The sequence below is a fragment of the Nitrosospira sp. Nsp14 genome (assembly GCF_900113575.1).
In the GTDB taxonomy this organism is placed as follows: domain Bacteria; phylum Pseudomonadota; class Gammaproteobacteria; order Burkholderiales; family Nitrosomonadaceae; genus Nitrosospira.
Genome location: NZ_FOPV01000012.1, coordinates 46789 through 66030 on the forward strand (window position 1 = coordinate 46789; position 19242 = coordinate 66030).

The 19242-nt window shown below is 57.2% G+C and carries 19 protein-coding genes; 7 read left to right on the plus strand and 12 right to left on the minus strand.

Going from position 1 to position 19242, the window contains the following annotated elements; genetic code table 11:
- Positions 1–216: 216 nt before the first annotated feature.
- From BM022_RS09190 to BM022_RS09210, 6 genes are all read right to left on the minus strand, one after another.
- Positions 217–1362 (minus strand): HAF repeat-containing PEP-CTERM protein, encoded by a 1146-nt coding sequence (locus BM022_RS09190; RefSeq protein ID WP_091138715.1) that lies wholly within the window; start codon positions 1360–1362, stop codon positions 217–219.
- A gap of 324 nt (positions 1363–1686) precedes the next feature.
- Positions 1687–1926 (minus strand): hypothetical protein, encoded by a 240-nt coding sequence (locus tag BM022_RS09195; protein ID WP_091138717.1) that lies wholly within the window; start codon positions 1924–1926, stop codon positions 1687–1689.
- The gene (locus tag BM022_RS16025; protein WP_371264315.1) at positions 1832–2074 is read right to left on the minus strand and encodes a hypothetical protein; all 243 of its coding nucleotides are present in this window, start codon (positions 2072–2074) and stop codon (positions 1832–1834) included. The genes BM022_RS09195 and BM022_RS16025 overlap by 95 nt, the downstream gene beginning before the upstream one ends.
- Before the next feature lie 192 nt (positions 2075–2266).
- The gene (locus BM022_RS09200) at positions 2267–3157 is read right to left on the minus strand and encodes a DUF3466 family protein (protein ID WP_371264319.1); all 891 of its coding nucleotides are present in this window, start codon (positions 3155–3157) and stop codon (positions 2267–2269) included.
- A gap of 515 nt (positions 3158–3672) precedes the next feature.
- Positions 3673–4833, minus strand: a complete 1161-nt coding sequence (locus BM022_RS09205) for an HAF repeat-containing PEP-CTERM protein (RefSeq protein WP_091138720.1) — start codon at positions 4831–4833, stop codon at positions 3673–3675.
- A gap of 222 nt (positions 4834–5055) precedes the next feature.
- On the minus strand, positions 5056–6234 hold the full coding sequence (locus tag BM022_RS09210) for an HAF repeat-containing PEP-CTERM protein (RefSeq protein WP_091138721.1): 1179 nt from the start codon (positions 6232–6234) through the stop codon (positions 5056–5058).
- Between the two features lie 497 nt (positions 6235–6731).
- On the opposite strand from BM022_RS09210, the gene BM022_RS09215 reads away from it, so the two are divergent.
- On the plus strand, positions 6732–6926 hold the full coding sequence (locus BM022_RS09215) for a hypothetical protein (RefSeq protein WP_091138722.1): 195 nt from the start codon (positions 6732–6734) through the stop codon (positions 6924–6926).
- A 46-nt stretch (positions 6927–6972) separates the two neighbouring features.
- Here BM022_RS09215 and BM022_RS09220 read toward each other — a convergent pair whose 3' ends face one another.
- The 4 genes from BM022_RS09220 to BM022_RS09240 all read right to left on the minus strand — a co-directional run bounded on the left by BM022_RS09220 (position 6973) and on the right by BM022_RS09240 (position 10115).
- Positions 6973–8130 carry an HAF repeat-containing protein gene (locus BM022_RS09220; RefSeq protein ID WP_218146866.1) on the minus strand — a complete coding sequence of 386 codons (1158 nt, stop codon included), beginning with the start codon at positions 8128–8130 and terminating at the stop codon, positions 6973–6975.
- 292 nt (positions 8131–8422) lie between these two features.
- Positions 8423–8545, minus strand: coding sequence for a PEP-CTERM sorting domain-containing protein (locus tag BM022_RS16030; RefSeq protein WP_091138727.1), 123 nt, complete (start codon positions 8543–8545; stop codon positions 8423–8425).
- Between the two features lie 163 nt (positions 8546–8708).
- Entirely contained in the window at positions 8709–9371 is a 663-nt protein-coding gene (locus BM022_RS09235; RefSeq protein WP_091138729.1) for a hypothetical protein, read from the minus strand.
- Positions 9372–9572: 201 nt separating this feature from the next.
- Positions 9573–10115, minus strand: a complete 543-nt coding sequence (locus BM022_RS09240) for a Spy/CpxP family protein refolding chaperone (RefSeq protein ID WP_091138731.1) — start codon at positions 10113–10115, stop codon at positions 9573–9575.
- Between the two features lie 169 nt (positions 10116–10284).
- Between BM022_RS09240 and BM022_RS09245 the strand changes: the two genes are divergently transcribed.
- From BM022_RS09245 to BM022_RS09255, 4 genes are all read left to right on the plus strand, one after another.
- Positions 10285–10983, plus strand: a complete 699-nt coding sequence (locus tag BM022_RS09245; protein ID WP_091138809.1) for a response regulator — start codon at positions 10285–10287, stop codon at positions 10981–10983.
- A 1-nt stretch (position 10984) separates the two neighbouring features.
- Positions 10985–11233: a hypothetical protein gene (locus BM022_RS16035; protein ID WP_256209089.1), complete on the plus strand. Its 249-nt coding sequence runs from the start codon at positions 10985–10987 to the stop codon at positions 11231–11233.
- An 89-nt stretch (positions 11234–11322) separates the two neighbouring features.
- Positions 11323–12420 (plus strand): ATP-binding protein, encoded by a 1098-nt coding sequence (locus tag BM022_RS09250; protein WP_256209090.1) that lies wholly within the window; start codon positions 11323–11325, stop codon positions 12418–12420.
- Positions 12421–12822: 402 nt separating this feature from the next.
- On the plus strand, positions 12823–13023 hold the full coding sequence (locus BM022_RS09255; RefSeq protein WP_091138732.1) for a hypothetical protein: 201 nt from the start codon (positions 12823–12825) through the stop codon (positions 13021–13023).
- A 121-nt stretch (positions 13024–13144) separates the two neighbouring features.
- Here the strand turns inward: BM022_RS09255 and BM022_RS09260 are convergent, their stop codons facing one another.
- Both BM022_RS09260 and BM022_RS15515 read right to left on the minus strand, forming a co-directional pair.
- Positions 13145–13615, minus strand: a complete 471-nt coding sequence (locus BM022_RS09260; RefSeq protein WP_256209091.1) for a VOC family protein — start codon at positions 13613–13615, stop codon at positions 13145–13147.
- 76 nt (positions 13616–13691) lie between these two features.
- A complete protein-coding gene (locus tag BM022_RS15515) occupies positions 13692–13844 on the minus strand; it encodes a hypothetical protein (protein WP_177191674.1) in 153 nt (50 codons plus the stop codon).
- Here BM022_RS15515 and BM022_RS09265 point away from each other — a divergent pair.
- Positions 13843–15165, plus strand: a complete 1323-nt coding sequence (locus tag BM022_RS09265) for a hemolysin family protein (protein ID WP_091138734.1) — start codon at positions 13843–13845, stop codon at positions 15163–15165. The genes BM022_RS15515 and BM022_RS09265 overlap by 2 nt on opposite strands.
- Positions 15166–15775: 610 nt before the next feature.
- On the plus strand, positions 15776–19129 hold the full coding sequence (locus tag BM022_RS09270; protein WP_177191675.1) for a hypothetical protein: 3354 nt from the start codon (positions 15776–15778) through the stop codon (positions 19127–19129).
- Positions 19130–19242: the final 113 nt, after the last annotated feature.

A 19242-nucleotide genomic window follows, 5' to 3' on the forward strand; every position in this document is an offset into this window, starting at 1 on the left:
CGAAATGCAGGATGCCTGTCCGCGCGTCCGTCGCCATGCCTGGAAATCTTGCCCATCGGTCGCCCTTAGGCTGGCAGCACATCAACCTGACAGTCGATTACCTACGGGATACGTCTCCGATTCTTGGGCCAAACCAGTTTCGGCCGCTTCGGACCCTTATGCATGACTTCCCCGCAGCGGCTTAGCGTGCTTTAAAGCGCGAACCGTGTCTTTACCTCAACTACCGGCCTGCCCCAGGCTAAAAGCTTCCCCACCCATCTTCTTTCGCCGCGCGACAAACCCGACAAGGGCCAGGCCAGCAAGAAGCAGCGCGTAGCTCTCAGGCTCCGGAACGATTCCGATGGCAATGACCTGCCCCGCGTTATTATTGATGCCGTAGGCTCGTTCTAGAATCACCCCGCCAGGCACGTTAACCAGAGAATTGAGGTCCATCATGCCCATGCCATCGGGGCCAGTGATGAAAGCATGGCTGTAGACGCCCCCAGCCGTGGAAGAATAACCCGCCACCTGCCCGGCGTCGTTGATGCCATAAGCCTGGCTGTTAGCACCACCTAAGGTGCCAAGGCCTCTCATGCCCATCCCATCGGGGCCGGTGATGAAAGCCTCTGCAGGCTCGAAAGGCCAACCGCCCACCACCTGCCCGGCATTGTTAATATCATTGGCCCAGCTGTCGGTCCCGCCGAGAGTTCCAAGGTCTCTCATGCCCATCCCGTCGGGGCCGGTGATGAAAGCATGGTAGGTGGCGTCTCCAGCCTTGTAAAAACTACCCGCCACCTGCCCGGCGTCGTTGATGCCATTAGCAATACTATCAGCACCGCCTAAAGTGCCAAGGTCTCTCATGCCCATCCCGTTGGGGCCGGTGATGAAGGCATGGGCGTGAGACTGACCTACCACCTGCCCGGCGTCGTTGATGCCCCGAGCGTCGCTAAAAGTACGACCTATGCCAAGGTCTCTCATGCCCATCCCGTCGGGGCCGGTGATGAAAGCATGGTAGATGCCGTCTCCAGCCAAGTAAGCATTACCCACCACCTGGCCGGCAGCGTTGATGCCCCAAGCAACGCTGTAATTACCACCTAAGGCGCCAAGGTCTCTCATGCCCATGCCATCGGGGCCAGTGATGAAAGCATGGCTGTAGACGTCCCCAGCCTTAGAATAACCCGCCACCTGCCCGGCGTCGTTGATGCCGAAAGCATAGGCTTCAGCACCGCCTAAGGTGCCAATATCAGTTACCGTCTTGCTGTTGAGGTCGACGAGGAATGAATGTCTTACTTGTGCGGAGGCACTGGTGGCGAAACCCAGACCAGCAGAAAATGCTGCAGCCAGGATAAAGCCACCAAGTTTGAAGCCAAGGGTGATTTTCATGATGAATCCTCTTTATTTTTTTTCGAGGAAAGGATAGGACTGCCGGTGCTGTCAAAAAGCAATACTCCAATTTTAAAAATAGATAAAGGATTTGAATTGTCAAGGCGACGAAATGCAGGATGCCTGTCCGCGCGTCCGTCGCCATGCCTGGAAATCTTGCCCATCGGTCGCCCTTAGGCTGGCAGCACATCAACCTGACAGTCGATTACCTACGGGATACGTCTCCGATTCTCGGGCCAAACCAGTTTCGGCCGCTTCGGACCCTTATGCATGACTTCGCCGCAGCGGCTTAGCGTGCTTTAAAGCGCGAACCGTGTCTTTACCTCAACTACAGGCCTTCCCCAGGCTAAAATCTTCCCCACCCGTCTTCTTTCGTCGCGCGATGAATCCGACAAGGGCCAGGCCTGCAAGAAAGAGCGCATAAATCTCCTGCTCCGGGACGATTCCAATAGCGATGACCTGTCCCGCGTTATTGATTCCGGTGGCTCGTTCTGGAATCCACCCGTTGGGCAGATGAATCAGAGAATTGAGGTCCATCCCCGTCGGGGCCGATGATGAAAGCATGGGTGCCGCCTTCAGCCGTGCCAGAATAACCCGCCACCTGCCCGATGCCGTTGATGCCATTAGCCTCAGATGTGCCGGTAACACCGTCTAAGGTGCCAAGGTCTCTCATACCCATCCCATCGGGGCCGGCACCAGCGCATAAATGCATCCCGTACGCGGGCGTTACTTATCGGCTGAAGGATGTATAAGGTGTCCAATCCCGGGTGCGCTATCCGGCGCCACTCCGCTTTTGCTCGCCCATCTGCCTTTATCGATGAGCAAAAAGCAAGACTGGAGTCTTCTTCTCCCACACACGAGATGGGGCACAGCAATCCATAACGAGGCTGGTTCCAGGCGATTTCTATACCAGCAGCCGGTTTCGAGAGGTGATGACCCCCATTAGGCCCAGCCCGGCTAAAAACAGGGCGTAGGCTTCGGGTTCAGGTATAACGCCAAAAGCGATGACTTGACCCACGTTATTTATGTCCACGGCGTCAGTTAGAATAATCCCGCCTGGCAAGTCGACCAGCGAATTCAGGTCAGTCATGCCTATGCCATCTGCGCTGGTGATGAAAGCATGGTCTGTCCCCCAGGACATCCGGGAACGCCCCACCGCCTGCCCGGCATCGTTGATCCCCAAAGCGGAACTGTCATTACCCCCTAAAGTTCCAAGGTCCCTCATGCCGACGCCATCGGGGCCAGTGATGAAAGCATGGTAAGTGCCGCTGGACGTCGCGGAATACCCGACCACTCGCCCGGTGTTGTTGATGCTGTGAGCGACGCTCAAATCGCTGAGATCGCCGCTTAATGTGCCAAGGTCACTCATGCCTGCGCCATCTGCGCCGGTGATGAAAGCATGGTCGCTGCCCCAGCGCGATACGGAACGCCCCACCACCTGTCCGGCATCGTTGATATCATAGGCGTGGCTGACGCCCAATTTAGAATTGATAGAATCAAATAAAGTGCCTAGGTTCGTTAGCCCGGCGCCGTTAGGGCCGGAGATGAAAGCACGAGTATTACCTTCGGTCGTGCCGGAATATCCCACCACCTGCCCCGTATCGTTGATGCTAAATGCGTAGCTGTAATTACCGCCTAAAGTGCCTAGGTCCCTCATGCCCATACCATTAGCGCCGGTAATGAAAGCATGGGATTGACGGTTGGCCGTCACAGATACACCCACCACCTGCGCGGCATCGTTGATGCCATATGCGGAACTGTAACTGTAAGGAGCTAAATCGCCAAGGTCCCTCATGCCCACGCCATCGGGGCCGGTAATGAAAGCGCGGGCTCGAAAGTCCGTCGCAGAAAGACCCGCCACCTGCCCGGAATCGTTGAGCGCCCGGGGAAGAGTTGGCCATCCGCCGAAACTCCCTAATTCGGTCGCTGTTCGAGTATCAATATCAATAAGATAGATCTGTGCGGCGGCGTAAGGTATAAAACCAAGACCGGTAAAAAGAGCTGCACCCAGCAGCACACCACAGGCTTTGGCGCAATGAGTGGTGTTCATCTTGTTATCACCTCAGGAAGAAGGGTGCTGCCAGCAGAAAGCATATTTTTACACTAGACGACAAGACTGTATTGTCAAGGCGGAACAAGCCTCAAGTTCTGATCACCTAAGTAAAGCAGCGCAAACACGCGCGTCAGCTGCCGTGCTTGCTTCGTTAGTCAGCGAAGGACGCACGCAGGGCAAAAGCGGAGGCACCCCGGCAGGCGGAGGGGCTTGTAGCGTGTCCCTACCCGGATACAGCAATAGTTTCTGAGGCGTGTTTAGATCAGTACGCGCTTTCGCCGAGCCATGAACCCGATCAGGCCCAGCCCGGCTAGAAACAGGATGTAGGATTCGGGTTCAGGGATAACGCCGATGGCTATGACTTGCCCTAGGTTATTAATTCCAGTAGCCTCGGTTAGAACAACCCCGTCTGGCAGATTCACAACTGAATTGAGGTCCGTCATGCCGTAGCCATCCGGGCCGGCGATGAAAGCACGGTCGGGCCCCCAGACCCCGGACATCCGGGAACGTCCCACCACCTGCCCTGCATCGTTGATGTCATAAGGTACGTCGATCAACCCGCCGCCTAAAGTGCCAAGGTCCCTCATGCCCACGTCATCGGGGCCGATAATGAAAGCACGAGTGGCCCCGCTCGCGGTATCCGAATATCCCACAACCTGCCCGGAATTGTTGATGCTCATTGCGTAGCTGGTTTCGCCCCCCAGCGTCCCGAGATCTGTCATGCCCGTCCCATTCGGGCCTGTGATAAAGCCGTGAGCAGTACCCTCGTACGTCGGGGGGCCTCCCCATGTGAAAGAATAGCCTACCACCTGGCCCTGGCTGTTGACGTCACCGGGCACGACCAATGTTCCGCCAAGCGTGCCCAAAAGGGTCATGCCTTCGCCATTGGCCCCCGTGATGAAAGGATGGGGGATGCCATTGGAGTTGGGGGAATGTCCCACCACCTGCCCGGCATCATTGATGCCAGATGCGTAGCTGTAATCGCCTGGAATGCCAAGGTCTCTCATGCCTTCGCCATTGGGGCCGGTAATAAATGCGCGGAGGGGAGCATCGGCGGAAGTATTGGACTCCCCCACCACCTGCCCGCTATCGTTGATGTCAGATGCGTAGCTGTAATCGCTTGGAATGCCCAGATCCCTCATTTCCACCCCATCAGGGCCGGTGATGAAAGCATGGAATTGACCATTGACCGTCCGAGAAACACCCACCACCTGCCCAGAATCGTTCAGCGCCCTGGGACTAGCGTATCCTCCGCCGAGGCTTCCTAACTCGGTCACTGATCTATCGCTAAGATCTATAAAATAGGCCCGTTCCTGGGGTAATTCCTGGGCGGTGACAGGAGCAATAAAACCAAGCCCAGAGAACAGGGCTGCACCGAGGATAACGTTGCCCGCTTTGAAGCAACGGGTGATTCTCATGATGAAGGTCTCCCTCGGGAAGGACGGCCACTGCCGAAGCAAGGCACGTTTTAAAACTAGACGATGGGGCCGAATTGTCAAGGCGGGACGAATTCCCAGGTGCGGCCACTCGCTTCAACCCGCGCATTAACGCATCCAACAAACAACGCTTCGATAGGGTGTTGGTAGGGATCGGATAGGATAAAAACCGGAGGTCGGTCGGCAGACGTGCCCGCCAAGGCTTCAACCCGGATACAGCGATAGTTTCCAAGGCGTGTTTAGACCAATAAGCCGTTTTCGCGAGGCCATGAACCCAATCAAGCCCATCCCGGCTAAAAACATGGCGTAGGATTCGGGCTCGGGAACACCCAGTGCGATTACCTGGCCCACGTTATTGATGTCCCTGGCTTCAGTTAGAATAACGCCCCGCGGCAGGTTAACCACCGAATTCAGGTCCATCATACCCTTGCCATCGGGGCCGGTTATGAAAGCATGGGGGGAGTCCCCACCCATGTATGCCATGCCCACAACTTGCCCGGCGTCGTTGACGCCACGAGCCACGCTGTAGTCCATGGCTAACGCGCTAAGGTCCCTCATGCCCAGGCCATCAGGCCCGGTGATGAAAGCATGCCAAGAGCCGGCAGCCGTGGTTGACTGCCCCACAACCTGCCCGGCATCGTTTATGCCAGAAACGGTACTGAAGAAATTACCTCCTAAAGTGCCAAGGTCCGTTATGCCCTCGCCCGAGGGCCCGGTGATGAAAGCATGCAGGGGGGCGCCGGACATTGTGGACTCCCCTGCCACCTGACCGGAGTTATTGATGGCGACCGCGTTGTAAAGAACAACGCCATTCGGCAAATCGAACATCGAATTGAGGTCCGCGGGATCCGCGCCATTGGGGCCGGTGATGAAAGCGCGCTGAGTGCCGATTGTGGGATAGAAAAATCCCACCACCTGCCCGGCATCGTTGATGCCAGTAGCATAGCTGCTATCCCCGCCTAATCTGCCAAGGTCTTTCATCTCTGTGCCATTGGGACCGGTAATGAAAGCATGGGGGGTGTCGGACGTGGAGGAATACCCAACCACCTGCCCCGCATTATTGATGCCCAAAGCCTCGACATAAACGTAATTACCACCTAAGGTGCCAACGTCCCTCATGCCCACGCCGTCGGACCCGGTGATGAAAGCACGCCCATGACCCGTGGACGTGGAGGCATTCCCAACCACCTGCCCGGCATCATTGATCGCATTGGCCGCCGTGAAATCTCCACCGAGGTTCCCAAGTTGAATCACTGTCCTGCTGCTCAGGTCAATGAGATAGGAAGCTTGCCGCGCAGCCGCCTGAGTAGGAATACCCGAGCCAGCAACCAGCGCTGCGGCGAGCACTAGGCTGTGGACTTTGAAACTGTGAGTAATTTTCATGATGGGGTCTCCTCCGGAAGGATGGGCAGGGCCAAGGCAAAGCACGCTCTTAAACTAGACGACGGAGCTGAATTGTCAAGGCACCGCGATTTCCGGTTACGCAACCGCGGCCACTCACTTCAACCCGCGCATTAACCCCTCCAACAAACAAGGCTTCGATAGCGTGTTGGTAGAGATCAGACAGGATAAAAACCGCTGGTCGGCCGCAGGCGGTGGGGAAAGGCGCCCACAGATGCAGCGATAGGTTATGAGGCGGGTCTAAGCCAGTAGCCACTTCCGCAAAACCATTACGCGACCAGACTCAGCGATGCCCCGGCATGCCAGGCTGCGATGCGCGTGTCCAGCAACAATTCCGCTGCTAAATGTGTACTTCGGTCCAATAGCTAAAACTGCGAAACTCTGTAACATCAATGCCATGTTTGGACGAATCGGGGCGGTGGCCCTCATCAGGCCGCCGGGTTTAGCAAGAAGGATCAGTTAACAAAGGGAGCGACATCATGGAACTCAGGCTGGAGATTAACTCTGATATCGAATTAAGGCTGAACCGCCTTGTCGAGCGGTATGGGCATGACAGGGAATACTATCTCTCTGAATTGACACACACGGGCATCAAGAACCTTGAGAGCGCATACTGGGCCGAGAGCAGCATCGACTCGAACGAGGTGATGAGCCGATACGCGTTGGAGGACTAGCGTAAGAAACGTGATCGTGGAGATCGGGCAACTGGACGAAGCCAGTTTAGAAAGAATGGAAATAACGTTGGACTTCAGGCCGCTTCTCCGCGACGAGACGCTCCCGCCATACCACGAATCCGATCAACCCCAACCCGGCCAGGATCATGGCATAGGCTTCGAGTTCCGGGACTTGAGCGATGGCAAGGACTTGGCCCGCGTCATTAATATCCACGGCGCGAATTAGAAGAACCCGGTCCGGCCAGTCAACCAGTGAATTAAGGTCCGTCATGCCCTCTCCATTAGGGCCAGTGATGAAAGCATGCCAGCCTCCTTCCGCACCCGTCGTCGACCCGCCTACTACGCGCCCCTCATTATTGATTCCGGTGGCTTCGCTGGCACGCCCACCGAGCGTCCCGAGATCGGTCATGCCCTCGCCATTCGGTCCGGTGATGAAGGCATGCTGGTAAGAGTCACTCATTGCGGTGTAAGAAAGGCCGGCCACTTGCCCGGCATCGTTGATTCCGTGCCCCTCGCTATAGCTTCCACCCAGTGTTCCAAGATCAGTTATCCCTATACCGTCAGGACCGGTGACGAAAGCGTGGCTGTTGAACACTCCCACTGCCTGTCCGGAATTGTTGATTCGGAAGGATGCGCCAACGCCCCCGGTGACGGGAGTGTTCCAGCCTTCTCCATTGGAGCCAGTGACCACAATGTCGGCTTCTGATGCCGTGACCGACTGGCCCACCACCTGCCCGGCGTCGTTAATGCCCGTGGCGAAGCTGTAATCTCCGCCAAACGTGCCGAGATCAGTCATGCCTTTGCCCTTTGGGCCTGTAATAAAGGCACGTAAGTCTCCCGCGCCATTTTCGGCCCAGCCCGCCACCTGGCCAGCGCTGTTGATGTCATGCGCGCGGCTGTTCACTCCACCGAGGGTTCCGAGGCTGATCATGCCTATGCCGCCGGGGCCGGTAATGAAGGCCTCGTGATGTCCTTCTGCCCCCGAATAATAAGACCAACCCACTACCTGCCCGGATTCGTTTATTGCATCTGCTTCAGTTATGCCCCCGAAGCTTCCGAGCTCCGTCAACGTCCTCGTATTCAAATCGATAAGGTAGGGGCGTTCCTGGGCGACGGCGAGGGTTACAACCCCCAGGTTGGCGGATAAGACTGCCACAAGGAAAAGGAAAAAGCAGCGCACCTGTGCAGTATGCATAATCTTCATGATCGAATGCTCCTCCTTGAGAAAGACAGCAGCGCCAGCAGGGCATGCTTTAAAATAGGCGACAGAGTCGGATTGTCAAGGCAGGAGGAAATCTCCGTCGTAGCAGCGATAGCAGCAACAGCGCAAACTCATCTGCGCTACAGCGAGGATTTGGTAGTGGATCTGAAAGGGATCAGGTAGATTAAATGCGGGGTCAGTCGCTGGGCGACGCCCATGAAGGTGAAGGTCGCGGTCGTAGATGGCGATAAAGAATAGTATCTAAGCAAAGTCTAGACCAGCCACGGCGGACCAGCTACGGCGCCCGCCGCACCATGAATCCAATCAACCCAAGTCCGGCAAGTAGCATGGCATAGGCCTCCGGTTCAGGGATGACCTGAGCGATGACAGGGACCTGGCCCGCGTCATTGATACCCAAGGCGCTGGTGAGAACAACCCATAGGGCAGATCAATCAGCGAATTGAGGTCGATCGTGCCCTGCCACTAAAGCCAGCGATCTCCCAAGAGTTGGTCTCTACCTATAGCACAACCACGACAATTAACTTTCTAAATAGCAGAGATCGTTAACCGCACCGGAAAATTCAGTTATACCCCTCCTCCCATTTAACCGGTGCAAACCGGATTAGTGGCAACGGGGGGTCTCCAACACTGCCGAGGTCCTGGAGTGCGCGCGACAGATCGAGCGAAATGCCGTTCGACCTGGGCGAAGGAACGGGAACATCGAACTCCAGCGACAACAGGTAACGCTGGTGGGGCTGGGTAAGGGCCAGTCCCGCTCCGACATCGCGGTGATCCCATGTTCCCCCGGTATTCGTCTGCTTTCCCTCCGCATCCCACATGCCAAACTCGAAACCGCGCACCGCTGCATACTGCTTGCCCCCGATCACAAGGGATGCAAGCAGCGGCCGGAATACGAACCCGCCTGTCTGCGGCGTCACGTTCACGAAAACGCGCGTCTTCCCCGGATGGTGATTTTTCGGATATACGTTTCGGGGATCGATGGAGAGCGGCAAGCCGAAGAAGATCTGCGTGTCGTACGTCTGCAAACGGTTGTCGATGCTGACATTCAGTTTCACTCCGGGCAGGTTCAGCTCCCGCTCTCCCCCCGAATGCTGGCTGCGGGGCGTCGTGGAAGCAATGCGGTGCGTATACGCGACACTTTCCCAGCCGCCGCGAAACCCCGCGCAACCGGCAGCGGTGGTGCATAGCGTCAGGATGACGCAAAGTCGCGATAATCTGTTCATCCCAACCAATCGGTCACAGCAGAGAGTTGCCAAAATGCGGAACATGTGCCAGCAGCCATCGGTCCCGTCAGCCAGCTATCCCTTTGCCCTGCTATCGGGCAAAGGGAAGCAGTTGAGCGCAGATCAAATCGCCTTCCTCCCGGGGCGTCCCATGTTCCGAAGGTGGCGCGCACGAGACCTTATTTCCAGAGTCGTTGTGTTTCAGGCTTTATGACGATGCTCATGCCGATATTCTTCGCGCATCTGCTTAATCTGTTCACGCTGGATATCGGTCAATATCTGGCGTATATCATCGCGCATCTGGGTGCGCTGAATCGTCAGGTCGGCCACCAGGTTGCCGCGCTCTCGTGCCAATGCCTGTAGTCGGCTTTCGTCACCGATGCCAACTTGACGAAGCTCTCGCAACGCTTCTCGATTTGTCCGCATTTTTTCTCTTAAGTCTGCAAGTCGGGGCTTGGCATTTTCCACCGTGGCTTTCACCAACGTACGCTGCTCAGTAGTAAGTTTAAGGCGATCCGCCATTTTTTCCCAGTATGGTCCTTTGCCTTCCATCCCTTTCGTCCCTTCCATCTTTCCGGAACGTGCGCCGTGATGGCATCCCCGCCCTCCCTCTTTCAGATAGTTATCGGTATGCGGATCGGCCAAGGCAAGACTGCTTGCCAACAGGCCGCTGATCAACGTAACCATCGTGATTGTCTTCATAGCCAAATCCTCTTGAATGTTGTTGAGAATATCGCCGCGCATGTGCACGGCTTGAACGAAGAATAAGACCGGGGAACGTCAAGTGGGGTTACGGAAGCGTAAAGTTATGTAAAGAAACCGGAAGATACTGTATTTGCCGCCATTAATTTGGCAATATCCAAACTGGATACATCGCGCAAGTCTTCGCAGAATGATCGAGTTGGGGAAACGGATGGTGCGCATACTATTGGCGGATGACGATATCGAGTTGAGCAGCATGCTGGTCGATTACCTTGCCGAAGAGGGCTTCGAGGTCGACATGGCGCATGACGGCGATACGGCGTTAAGCAAGGCGCAGATCAATCAGTACGATCTGCTGATACTCGATGTGATGATGCCGCACCGGAATGGCTTCGATGTATTGCGCGAGCTACGTACCCGGTCCCAGCTTCCCGTGCTGATGCTGACTGTGCGCGGGCACGATGTGGACAGCATCGTCGGACTCGAACTTGGAGCAGATGATTATCTCGCCAAACCCTCGAATCCGCGCGTCACGGTGGCGCGTATTCGCGCAATCTTAAGGAGAGCAGAGGCGCGAGCCACGCACCAGAATGGAAGAGATCGGCCTGATCAAATCGTGCTGGATGACTTCGTCATGCACGTCGGCTCCCGTACCGTCACGTGCGATAGTTATCCCATCGAGATGACCAGTACCGAATTCAGCCTGTTGCACGTGCTGCTGCGGGAAGCGGGTAGTGTCGTTTTGAAGTCGGCACTCTCACAGCACGCGCTTGGCCGTAAATTAAGCCGTTATGACCGCAGCCTCGACATGCATGTAAGCAACCTGCGCAAAAAGCTGGGTCCGCTGCCGGATGGCCAGGAGCGGATCAAGACGGTCCGTGGTATGGGCTACATTTGTACCCGGAGCTGACGTGCACAGCCTCTTCTGGAAAATATTCCTGTCGTTCTGGCTTACGCTGGTTATTTTTGCCGGACTGCTTCTCTTCGCTGTCTCCAGCTATCTCGAACATATCCGAACCCAGCAGGATATCGGCAGCATGCATGCACGCTTGGCACAATACCTCGATCAAGGCCGGGACGCCGCGGAACAGGGCGTGTCAAAGACCTTGAAGCATGGCTTGAGCGCCTGGATCGTAGCGAAGCGATTCCCATTTTCCTGATCGATGCAGCCGGGCATGATTTGCTGGGGCGCGAGGTCCCCGCCTATATCGTCGCAAGGCTGGACCGGAGGCGCCAGAATGCTGAACGCATGGAACGGAAGGGCCCGCCTCACCTGCGGTCCATCCGCCTGGCGGATGGAAGCTCCTACAGCATGGTGCCGGACTTCCAGAGCATTACCTTGCTCAGGGTTTTGCAGCGTCCGCGGGTGATTGCGTTTCCGGTGGCTGTTGCAGCCCTTGTAAGTGCGCTGATCTGCCTGTTGCTCAGCCGCTACCAGACATTTCCCCTGGAGCGATTGCGGCGCGCCGCCCAGAATATCGCAGCTGGCGATCTTACCCAGCGCGTTTCCCCCTCAATGCGCGACCGGCGCGATGAAATCGCCGACCTGGCGGCCGCTTTCGACAAGATGGCTGAACGCCTGGAGAAAGTATTCAGCTCGCAACGGCAACTGCTGAGCGATGCCTCCCATGAGCTGCGTTCTCCGCTCGCACGCATGCAGGTTGCATTAGGTCTGGCTCGCCAGCGATCGGGGGGGCGGGCCGGGAATGAGCTTGACCGTATCGAAATCGAGGTGGAACGCCTGAATGACCTGATTGGCCAGCTTCTCGAGCTCTCCCGCCTCGAAGCGGAAGTAGACCCGGCGCGCGCCGACAAGGTGGACATGCGCGAACTGCTCGAAGAAGTCGCGGAAGATGCACGATTTGAAGCAGGATTCCGAGGATGCCGGGTGGAAGTGCGCGACGCCTTTCCCGCCATTGTCCAGTCAAACGCCAGCCTGCTCCACAGCGCGATTGAAAACGTCGTGCGCAATGCCATCCGGTACACAAAACCTGATGCGCCCGTGGAAATAAGCATGCTCGCCGACACGGATCACCCCAACAGCATCCTTGTTCAGGTTCGAGACCACGGGCCGGGCGTGCCCGAACACATGCTCTCCCACCTTTTCGAACCCTTCGTCCGGGTGGAAGAAGCGAGGGACCGCGAGAGCGGTGGACACGGACTGGGGTTAGCCATCGCCGAGCGGGCTGTGCGGCTGCATGGCGGCGAAATTGTGGCAAGAAATGAACCGGATGGAGGGTTGAATATCCAGATTCGCTTGCAGCTCGCGGGAGGAGAACTTGAGCCATACGCGCTCCTTCCTGATACCGCCCGCATCCTCGCGCGGGCATGGAAAAAACCCCGGTGAAACCGGTCGAGCTTATCCGAGGGGACAGCTATCAGCCATTTCGAGTCCAATAGAAGGCCCGGAGGCAGCAGCGCTGCGACCGGGCCATGGCGTTTACTTCTATTTCCACTGGGAAAGCTACCAACTACATCGTTGCCACCATTGCTTCCCCGATTGCAGGTTACCGGTTCCCGGGCGTATTACTATTGGACTTAGGTACTAGTAGGTACTAGTCCAACCCCTGCTCATGCACGGCGGCGCTTCGGATTGAAGGATCAGAGGGCGGAACTCGGTCTATTTTTTCGCGCTTTTACTCGCCGGAACATCAGTATAAAGAGCAATTCACCTCTAATTCCCTTTGATTGACATTGATATTTTGCCTAAAACCCAATACGCTCGTCCTATCCAATTCGGAGGACCAGCATGAATACTGAATACAAAGGGTATCGAATTACCGCCTGGGCTGAGCGCGACGACACCACCGGTCTCTGGAACGGCCGTTACCGGATTCTCGACCAGAAGGGCACAGTTGCGTATGAGAGCTTCGCCGAGCCGACGGACGATGAACACAGTGCGCACGAGGCTGCGAGTGCCAAGGCCCGCGCCTGGGTAGCGGAGCAATAGTCCTCGCTGAGTGGTTCAGTCCACGGATAGATTGATCTCCCCGCTATTGCAAGACGCGCCTCGTATAGCCGTCCTCGTATAGCCGTAAAACCGGATGCCCGTTCCCGGCTATTCGCGCCGGCTATTCGCGCCCGGGTTCGATTCCCTTGGTACGCAGCTCCGCTTTTGCCTCCTCGGTCTTGTCCAGCTCCAGTTTCATGTACTTCAGCACCGCGTCGGTCTTGGTGAATTGCAAGTCGCGGTATTCGACCACCTGAACACGGTTGCCCCACGGGTCGAGAAAGTCCAGCCTGCCACCTTCCAGCATGGTTGCACCCGCCGCTTCGGCGAGCTCCCCCACACGGGAGCGGTCATCGACCACCAGACCGAAATGCCTCTGCTCATCCGGCGGTTGTTTCCGCCCTTCCATCAGCGCGATGAACTGATCGCCCATGTCGATAAAAGCGGTGTGGGTTCCGCGGCCCCGCAATTTGAAGGTAAAGATGCGCCCGTAGAAGTCCAGCGCCTCGTCGATATTTCCAACCTCGAGCGCAATATGATTGACCCCAACGATGTGCGGCTTCGTTTTTTCATCCACGTTTTTCTCATCCATTTTGTCCTCCCGACTGATGATGGTTTGATTGTACCGTTTCCTGGGCTTGCTCATAAACGCTAAACATCTCATCGGACTAAATCTCATCTATTCTGAAGAGAGAATAGTTTGCAGAGATGGGTATGCCGTTCAGCTCTACCGTTACGCCGAACCTTGCCTGCTCATTCTTGCCAAAACTCAAGACCCCTGTTTTCAACAACCGTCTTCGTTCGAACACATAACTACTCATGGAAATCTCATTACTGTTTGCCCTCATCCTTCTCAATGGCGTTTTCGCCATGTCTGAAATCGCCTTGATTTCAGCCCGCAGGGCCCAGCTTCAGACCTTGGCGCAGAACGGCAATAGCGGCGCAGCCGCAGCGATACAGCTGGGCGAAGATCCAAACCGCTTTCTCTCGACGATCCAGATCGGGATCACCTTTATCGGCATCATGAACGGAATCATCGGTGAAGCCGCGCTGGCAAGGCCCTTTACCGAGTGGATTGAAAACCTTGGCGTGGAGAAACCCTTCTCCGACTATCTCGCCACCGGGCTGGTGGTCGTTGGCATCACCTATTTCACCATCGTGGTGGGCGAACTGGTTCCCAAGCGGCTGGGGCAGCTCAATCCCGAGTCCGTCGCCCGCCGGGTTTCGCGCCCCATGCTTTGGCTTGCTGTTGCCTCCAAGCCGTTCGTTAAACTGCTGGCCGGTTCGACCCAACTGACATTGAGCCTCCTTGGGGTCAAGGAGCAAGGCAGGCCAAGCCTCACGCAGGAGGAAATCCACCTGATACTTGCGGAGGGCTCCAGCGCCGGCGTGATCGAGCACGAAGAACATCAGATGATCCGAAACGTGTTCCGCCTGGATGATCGTCAGATTGCATCACTCATGGTGCCACGCAGTGACGTGGTCTATCTGGACATCGAGGAACCACTGGAAGAAAATATCAAGAAAATCGAGGCCAGCGAGCATTCGCGCTTTCCCGTGCTCAAGGGCAGTTGGGAAGAAATACTCGGGGTAGCCCGGGCGCGTCAATTCCTCACCCAGACATTGCGCGGCAAAAAACCGAGCCTCACGGAAAACTTGTATCCGCCAGTATTCGTTCCTGAGTCGCTCACCGGTATCGAGCTATTGGAAAACTTCAAGCATTCGGGCACCAACCTTGCGTTCGTCATCGATGAGTATGGCGAAGTGCAGGGTATCGTCACTCTGAAGGACGTAATGGAGGCGATAACCGGAGAGTTCAAGCCGAAACGGCCGGAAGATGCATGGGCGGTGAGACGCGACGATGGCAGCTGGCTCCTCGATGGTTTTATTCCCGTGCCGGAGCTTAAGGACCGTCTTGGCCTTAAGGAAGTGCCTGAAGAGGAAAGGGGGCGCTACAACACCCTCAGTGGCATGGTCATGCTGCTGGTGGGAAGACTGCCGCAGACCGCGGACCGGTGCGAATGGGAGGGATGGAGCTTCGAAGTCATGGATATGGATGGAAAGCGCATCGACAAGGTGCTGGCGACGCGAACAAGCCCCGCCTCTGCCGATACCCCTCTACTGGATGAGTCTGGAAAGTAAAGGCGCGATTTCCACGGAGCGGGATGAGAAATCTTCCAGAGTTTGGAAGATTCGGCCCCGTGCAGCGGCATGCGTAATATCCCGCCGCAAGCCCGGAGGGGCATTTAAGCTTGACCTTAAAACGAACAAAAAACCCGGTCACAGCGGTGCTGCGACCGGGGTCCAATGGGCATTTGCTTACGTCTACTTGCTTTTATGTGTTTCCATGCTTCTGTTGCCTTCTGTTTCTGCTGCTTTCCACTTGCGTAAGTGACTCTATTTCACTTAGGGAAACGTCCTGCTCCACCATTGCTTCCCGGGTGTTATATTGGCCAATTTCAGGCGGGCTGGCTATTGGACTGAAGTACAATCCAGGCTTCTCCGCGGTCCCGCTGCCATGTTAGCAGCCTCAATCCGGCAGCCTGAATCGCTCGTCAGGCGTTTCCCCTGCAATCCGCGCCGCCATGGCCTCCTTCCCAATCGGCGCGCACGCTTGAGCTGAGTGCTTTATAGTTTTACAGTCCTTTACTATAAATAATGGCAATCCCGGCCATGTAGAGCGTTTGCTCCCCTTGTCAACTTGATCGCCCCGGCGAGGCCCCGCCATGAATGGGCTATAGGGGCTTGGAAAATGGCGGAAAAACAGGACGAAAAATCAAGGCTGCCGCTGGCCGGACTCATAGCGCTGGTGGCGATGATCAGCGGGTTCCTCTACTACGAAGGGATCACGTTGAAGACGGTGCGCCCGATCGACAAGGAAAAGGCGACAACCATGTTCCAGAAAAAGGGGCTGGTGCAGTCGCGCCTGTGGCAGGACCCTTTTGAAGCAATTGAGGCGCACCGGTTGCTGGAGCAAAAGCTCTCGAAGCAGCCGGAAGAAGAAAATGACGTGCACACGCTCAAGAGACTGGTTGAAGTTCTGCGCGGGTCAGGGATTTCCACCCTGCGCGTGCTGCCGGTATTCGTGGATGGCAGCCCATACGTCAATGGCGGCGAATCCCGGCTAAAGGATCGTTATGCGGTGGTATCAGCGCTAGGCGCTGCCGGCTATGTGCCGGAGTCGGGCGAGTACCTGCGCTTTTTCAAATGGGACCGCTCCCGCCAAAGCGATAGCCGTGGCAATAGCGATAATAATAAGGGTACGGCTGTCACGCCCATGGCGGCAGAGGAGAGTGGCGAAATAGCTGCGCTCGTTCCCGCCGAATTGTTCATACCCAAGGCCAAGTTTCGCGGCCAGCCATACGCCAAGCCCGTGCTCATCCTGTGGCTGAAAGAACAGGACGCCGGCAACCAGCCGCTCACATTCCTCAACGATCTCGTCGCCCATCTAAGCATCGCCCTTCGCCCATTGCCCTCCCAGCGCGCACGCCAGCCGGAGATAAGGGCGACTTACGAAGTGCTCGGCCCGCGGAGCTCCTCCGGTTTAAGCGCGATGCTGAAAGAGCTGCAGTCCGCCCAGCGCGGCGCCCCGCCTGCCCTGGATAGCCTGAAGGGCGTCCGTTTCTTTTCCCCCTCTGCCACCGCCGAGGATACTTTTCTGCTTGACCGGCCGCCCGCGCCCGAGGCCGCAAGCCGACAAGCAGACGAGTCTGTGGAAAAGCTGTTCGCGCGCGCGCAGATCAGGCTGACCCGGACCATCGGCACCGATGCCACGTTGGCGGAACAGCTTTTGCAGGAGCTGAAGCGCCGCCAGGTCGATTTGAAACCTTGCGCCGCCAGAGACTGCAATCCCAAAATCGCGCTGATCTCGGAATGGGATACGCTCTACGGGCGCTCGCTGCCGCGCACATTTGCCGCCGTTGCAATGAATCAGGGCTCCGGCACGAGCGGCGCGACGCTGGCGGCCGAGATCGATAAACTGCGCCGGGACGAATGGCCGGCCTGGGTTTACCGGCATTCCTATCTGGCTGGCCTGGACGGGGAATTGCCCGCCACGGGGAACGGCAAGGAAAGCGAAAAAAAAGACGACAGCCAGGCCCGGATCAGGGCGTGGTACGAGGGGCAGCTTCCCGGGATGGAGCAGAATGCGGGCCAGCGGCCCGAAGGGCGTGGTCAACTGGACTATGTCCTCAGGCTTGCGGCCGCGCTCAAGGAAGAGGAAGCGAAGAATGGAGAGGAATTCAGGGCCATCGGCGTGCTCGGCAGCGACGTGTATGACAAGCTGCTCATTCTCCAGGCATTGCGGCCCACGTTTCCGCGCGCGATATTTTTCACTACCGACCTTAACGCCCGCCTGGCCTACCCCGCGCAGTGGCTATCGACACGTAACCTCATCATTGCCTCTCATTATGGGCTTGAGCTGCAATCGGCGCTGCAAACGCCGATTCCGCCGTTCCGCGACAGTTACCAGACCTCGCTGTTTTATTCCGCCTTGTGGGCGCTGGAACATTTCGTGCCGGCGCCAGCGGGGGATTGTGCGGGCTGCTTCCGGTTGCACGCCGACACGGACAAAGCACAGCCTCAGGTTTTTTCCCCGCACGGGCAGCCCAGATTGTATGAAGTCGGGCGGCACGGCGCCTTCGACGTCAGCACCGACCCTGGTCAACGGTTTGCAACGGATGTGACCAGCATTCACCCTCCCCGTCCCGACCTGAATCTCTCCCCGCTCTTGCCCCCAACCCAGAGCTGGCTGGCGCAAGCAGGATGGGCGGCACTCACCATCTTCGTTCTCGCGGCCGGCGCCATGCTGATCAGCAGCACGATTTCCCGTGCCCTTCTCAGGCTGGTATCGAGTAGATTTTTCTGGCTTGCGGCGGCAATTGGCGCAGCTGCCACCTATGCCACAGTTGAGTGGATGATGTGGCGAGTGCCGAATCCGGCGGAGAACGAGCCGTTTTCCCTGACGGAAGGGATCAGCGCCTGGCCGACGGCAATCATCCGGCTGCTTGCGTTGCTGATGAGCCTCACCTTTCTGTGGTACGCCTGGCGCAAGTTGCAGCAGAATGAGCGTACGCTGGCGCAGTGCTTCCTGTTTGATGACAGTAAGGGAGCCGCCGCCGGTAAAACATTGGAGAACAACGCGCCCCAAGGCCGGAGCCACGGCCCCGCCAGTTTTTTTTCGAGCACCCTCTTCACCCCCCTGGCCACCGGCATGCGCCGCTGCATCGCCGTTCACGCATGGCGTCCCCAAACCATGGAACAGATCGACGCGAATCGCCTATGGCATGAATATGTTGCGCTCGGGCGGTGGAAAAATTTCGCTTTTCGGGCGCTGCCGCAATTGACCATCGCCTGGCTGGCGGCCCTGTTGCTGATGAAACTGTTGGGTTTTCCGCAGACGCCTTGCAGGGGCGAAGCCTGCGTCGGGATCAACAATACCGTTGTCATTCTCGCGGTAGTCGCCCTGGTGGTTCTGATCTTTTACGTGGTGGACACGACGCGGCTATGCCGGCGGTGGGTCAATTGTATCGGGATGAAAAAAATGCAGTGGCCTGCTGGGACGCTCGAAAAGATTTCGGCGGAACGGAACATGAGCAAACAAACCCTGGAGGAATGGCTCAGCATCGAACTCATCGCGGAGCGCACCACCGTCATCGGCAACTTTATCTACTTTCCCTTCATCATCATGTTTCTGCTCGCCATGGCCCGCCACCGCTACTTCGACAACTGGGACTTTCCGACCGCCCTCATCATAATCTTCACGCTCAACGCCGCCCTCGTCATCGTCAGCAGCATGGCGTTGCGGCACTCGGCGGAGATCGCCAAGCGGGAAGTCATCAAGCGGCTGGAGGCCAGACTCATTCGCGCCGGACGGAGGCCGGAAGCGCCGGAAATGCCGGAAATGCCGGAAACGTCGCGAACACCAGATGAGGCCCGGCAACGAGAGGAACTCGAATGGGCGATCGAGGCTATAAAGAATAATCACAGGGGCGCATTTCTGCCGTTCACCCAGCACCCTGTTTTCGGCGCCGCCGTCGCCCTGCCCTCCGGCGCGTATGGTGTCGTGCTCCTCGCTGAGTACCTGGCCACCGGTTTTGGGGGATAGCACATCGAGAGCAAGATGGGCTTGTGGCGTTGCAGGCGGCGTACGCGGCTAGCGCGACTACAATATTCCCGGAACGACTCCGTACGACATGCCGCTTCTCATGGTTTTGTAGG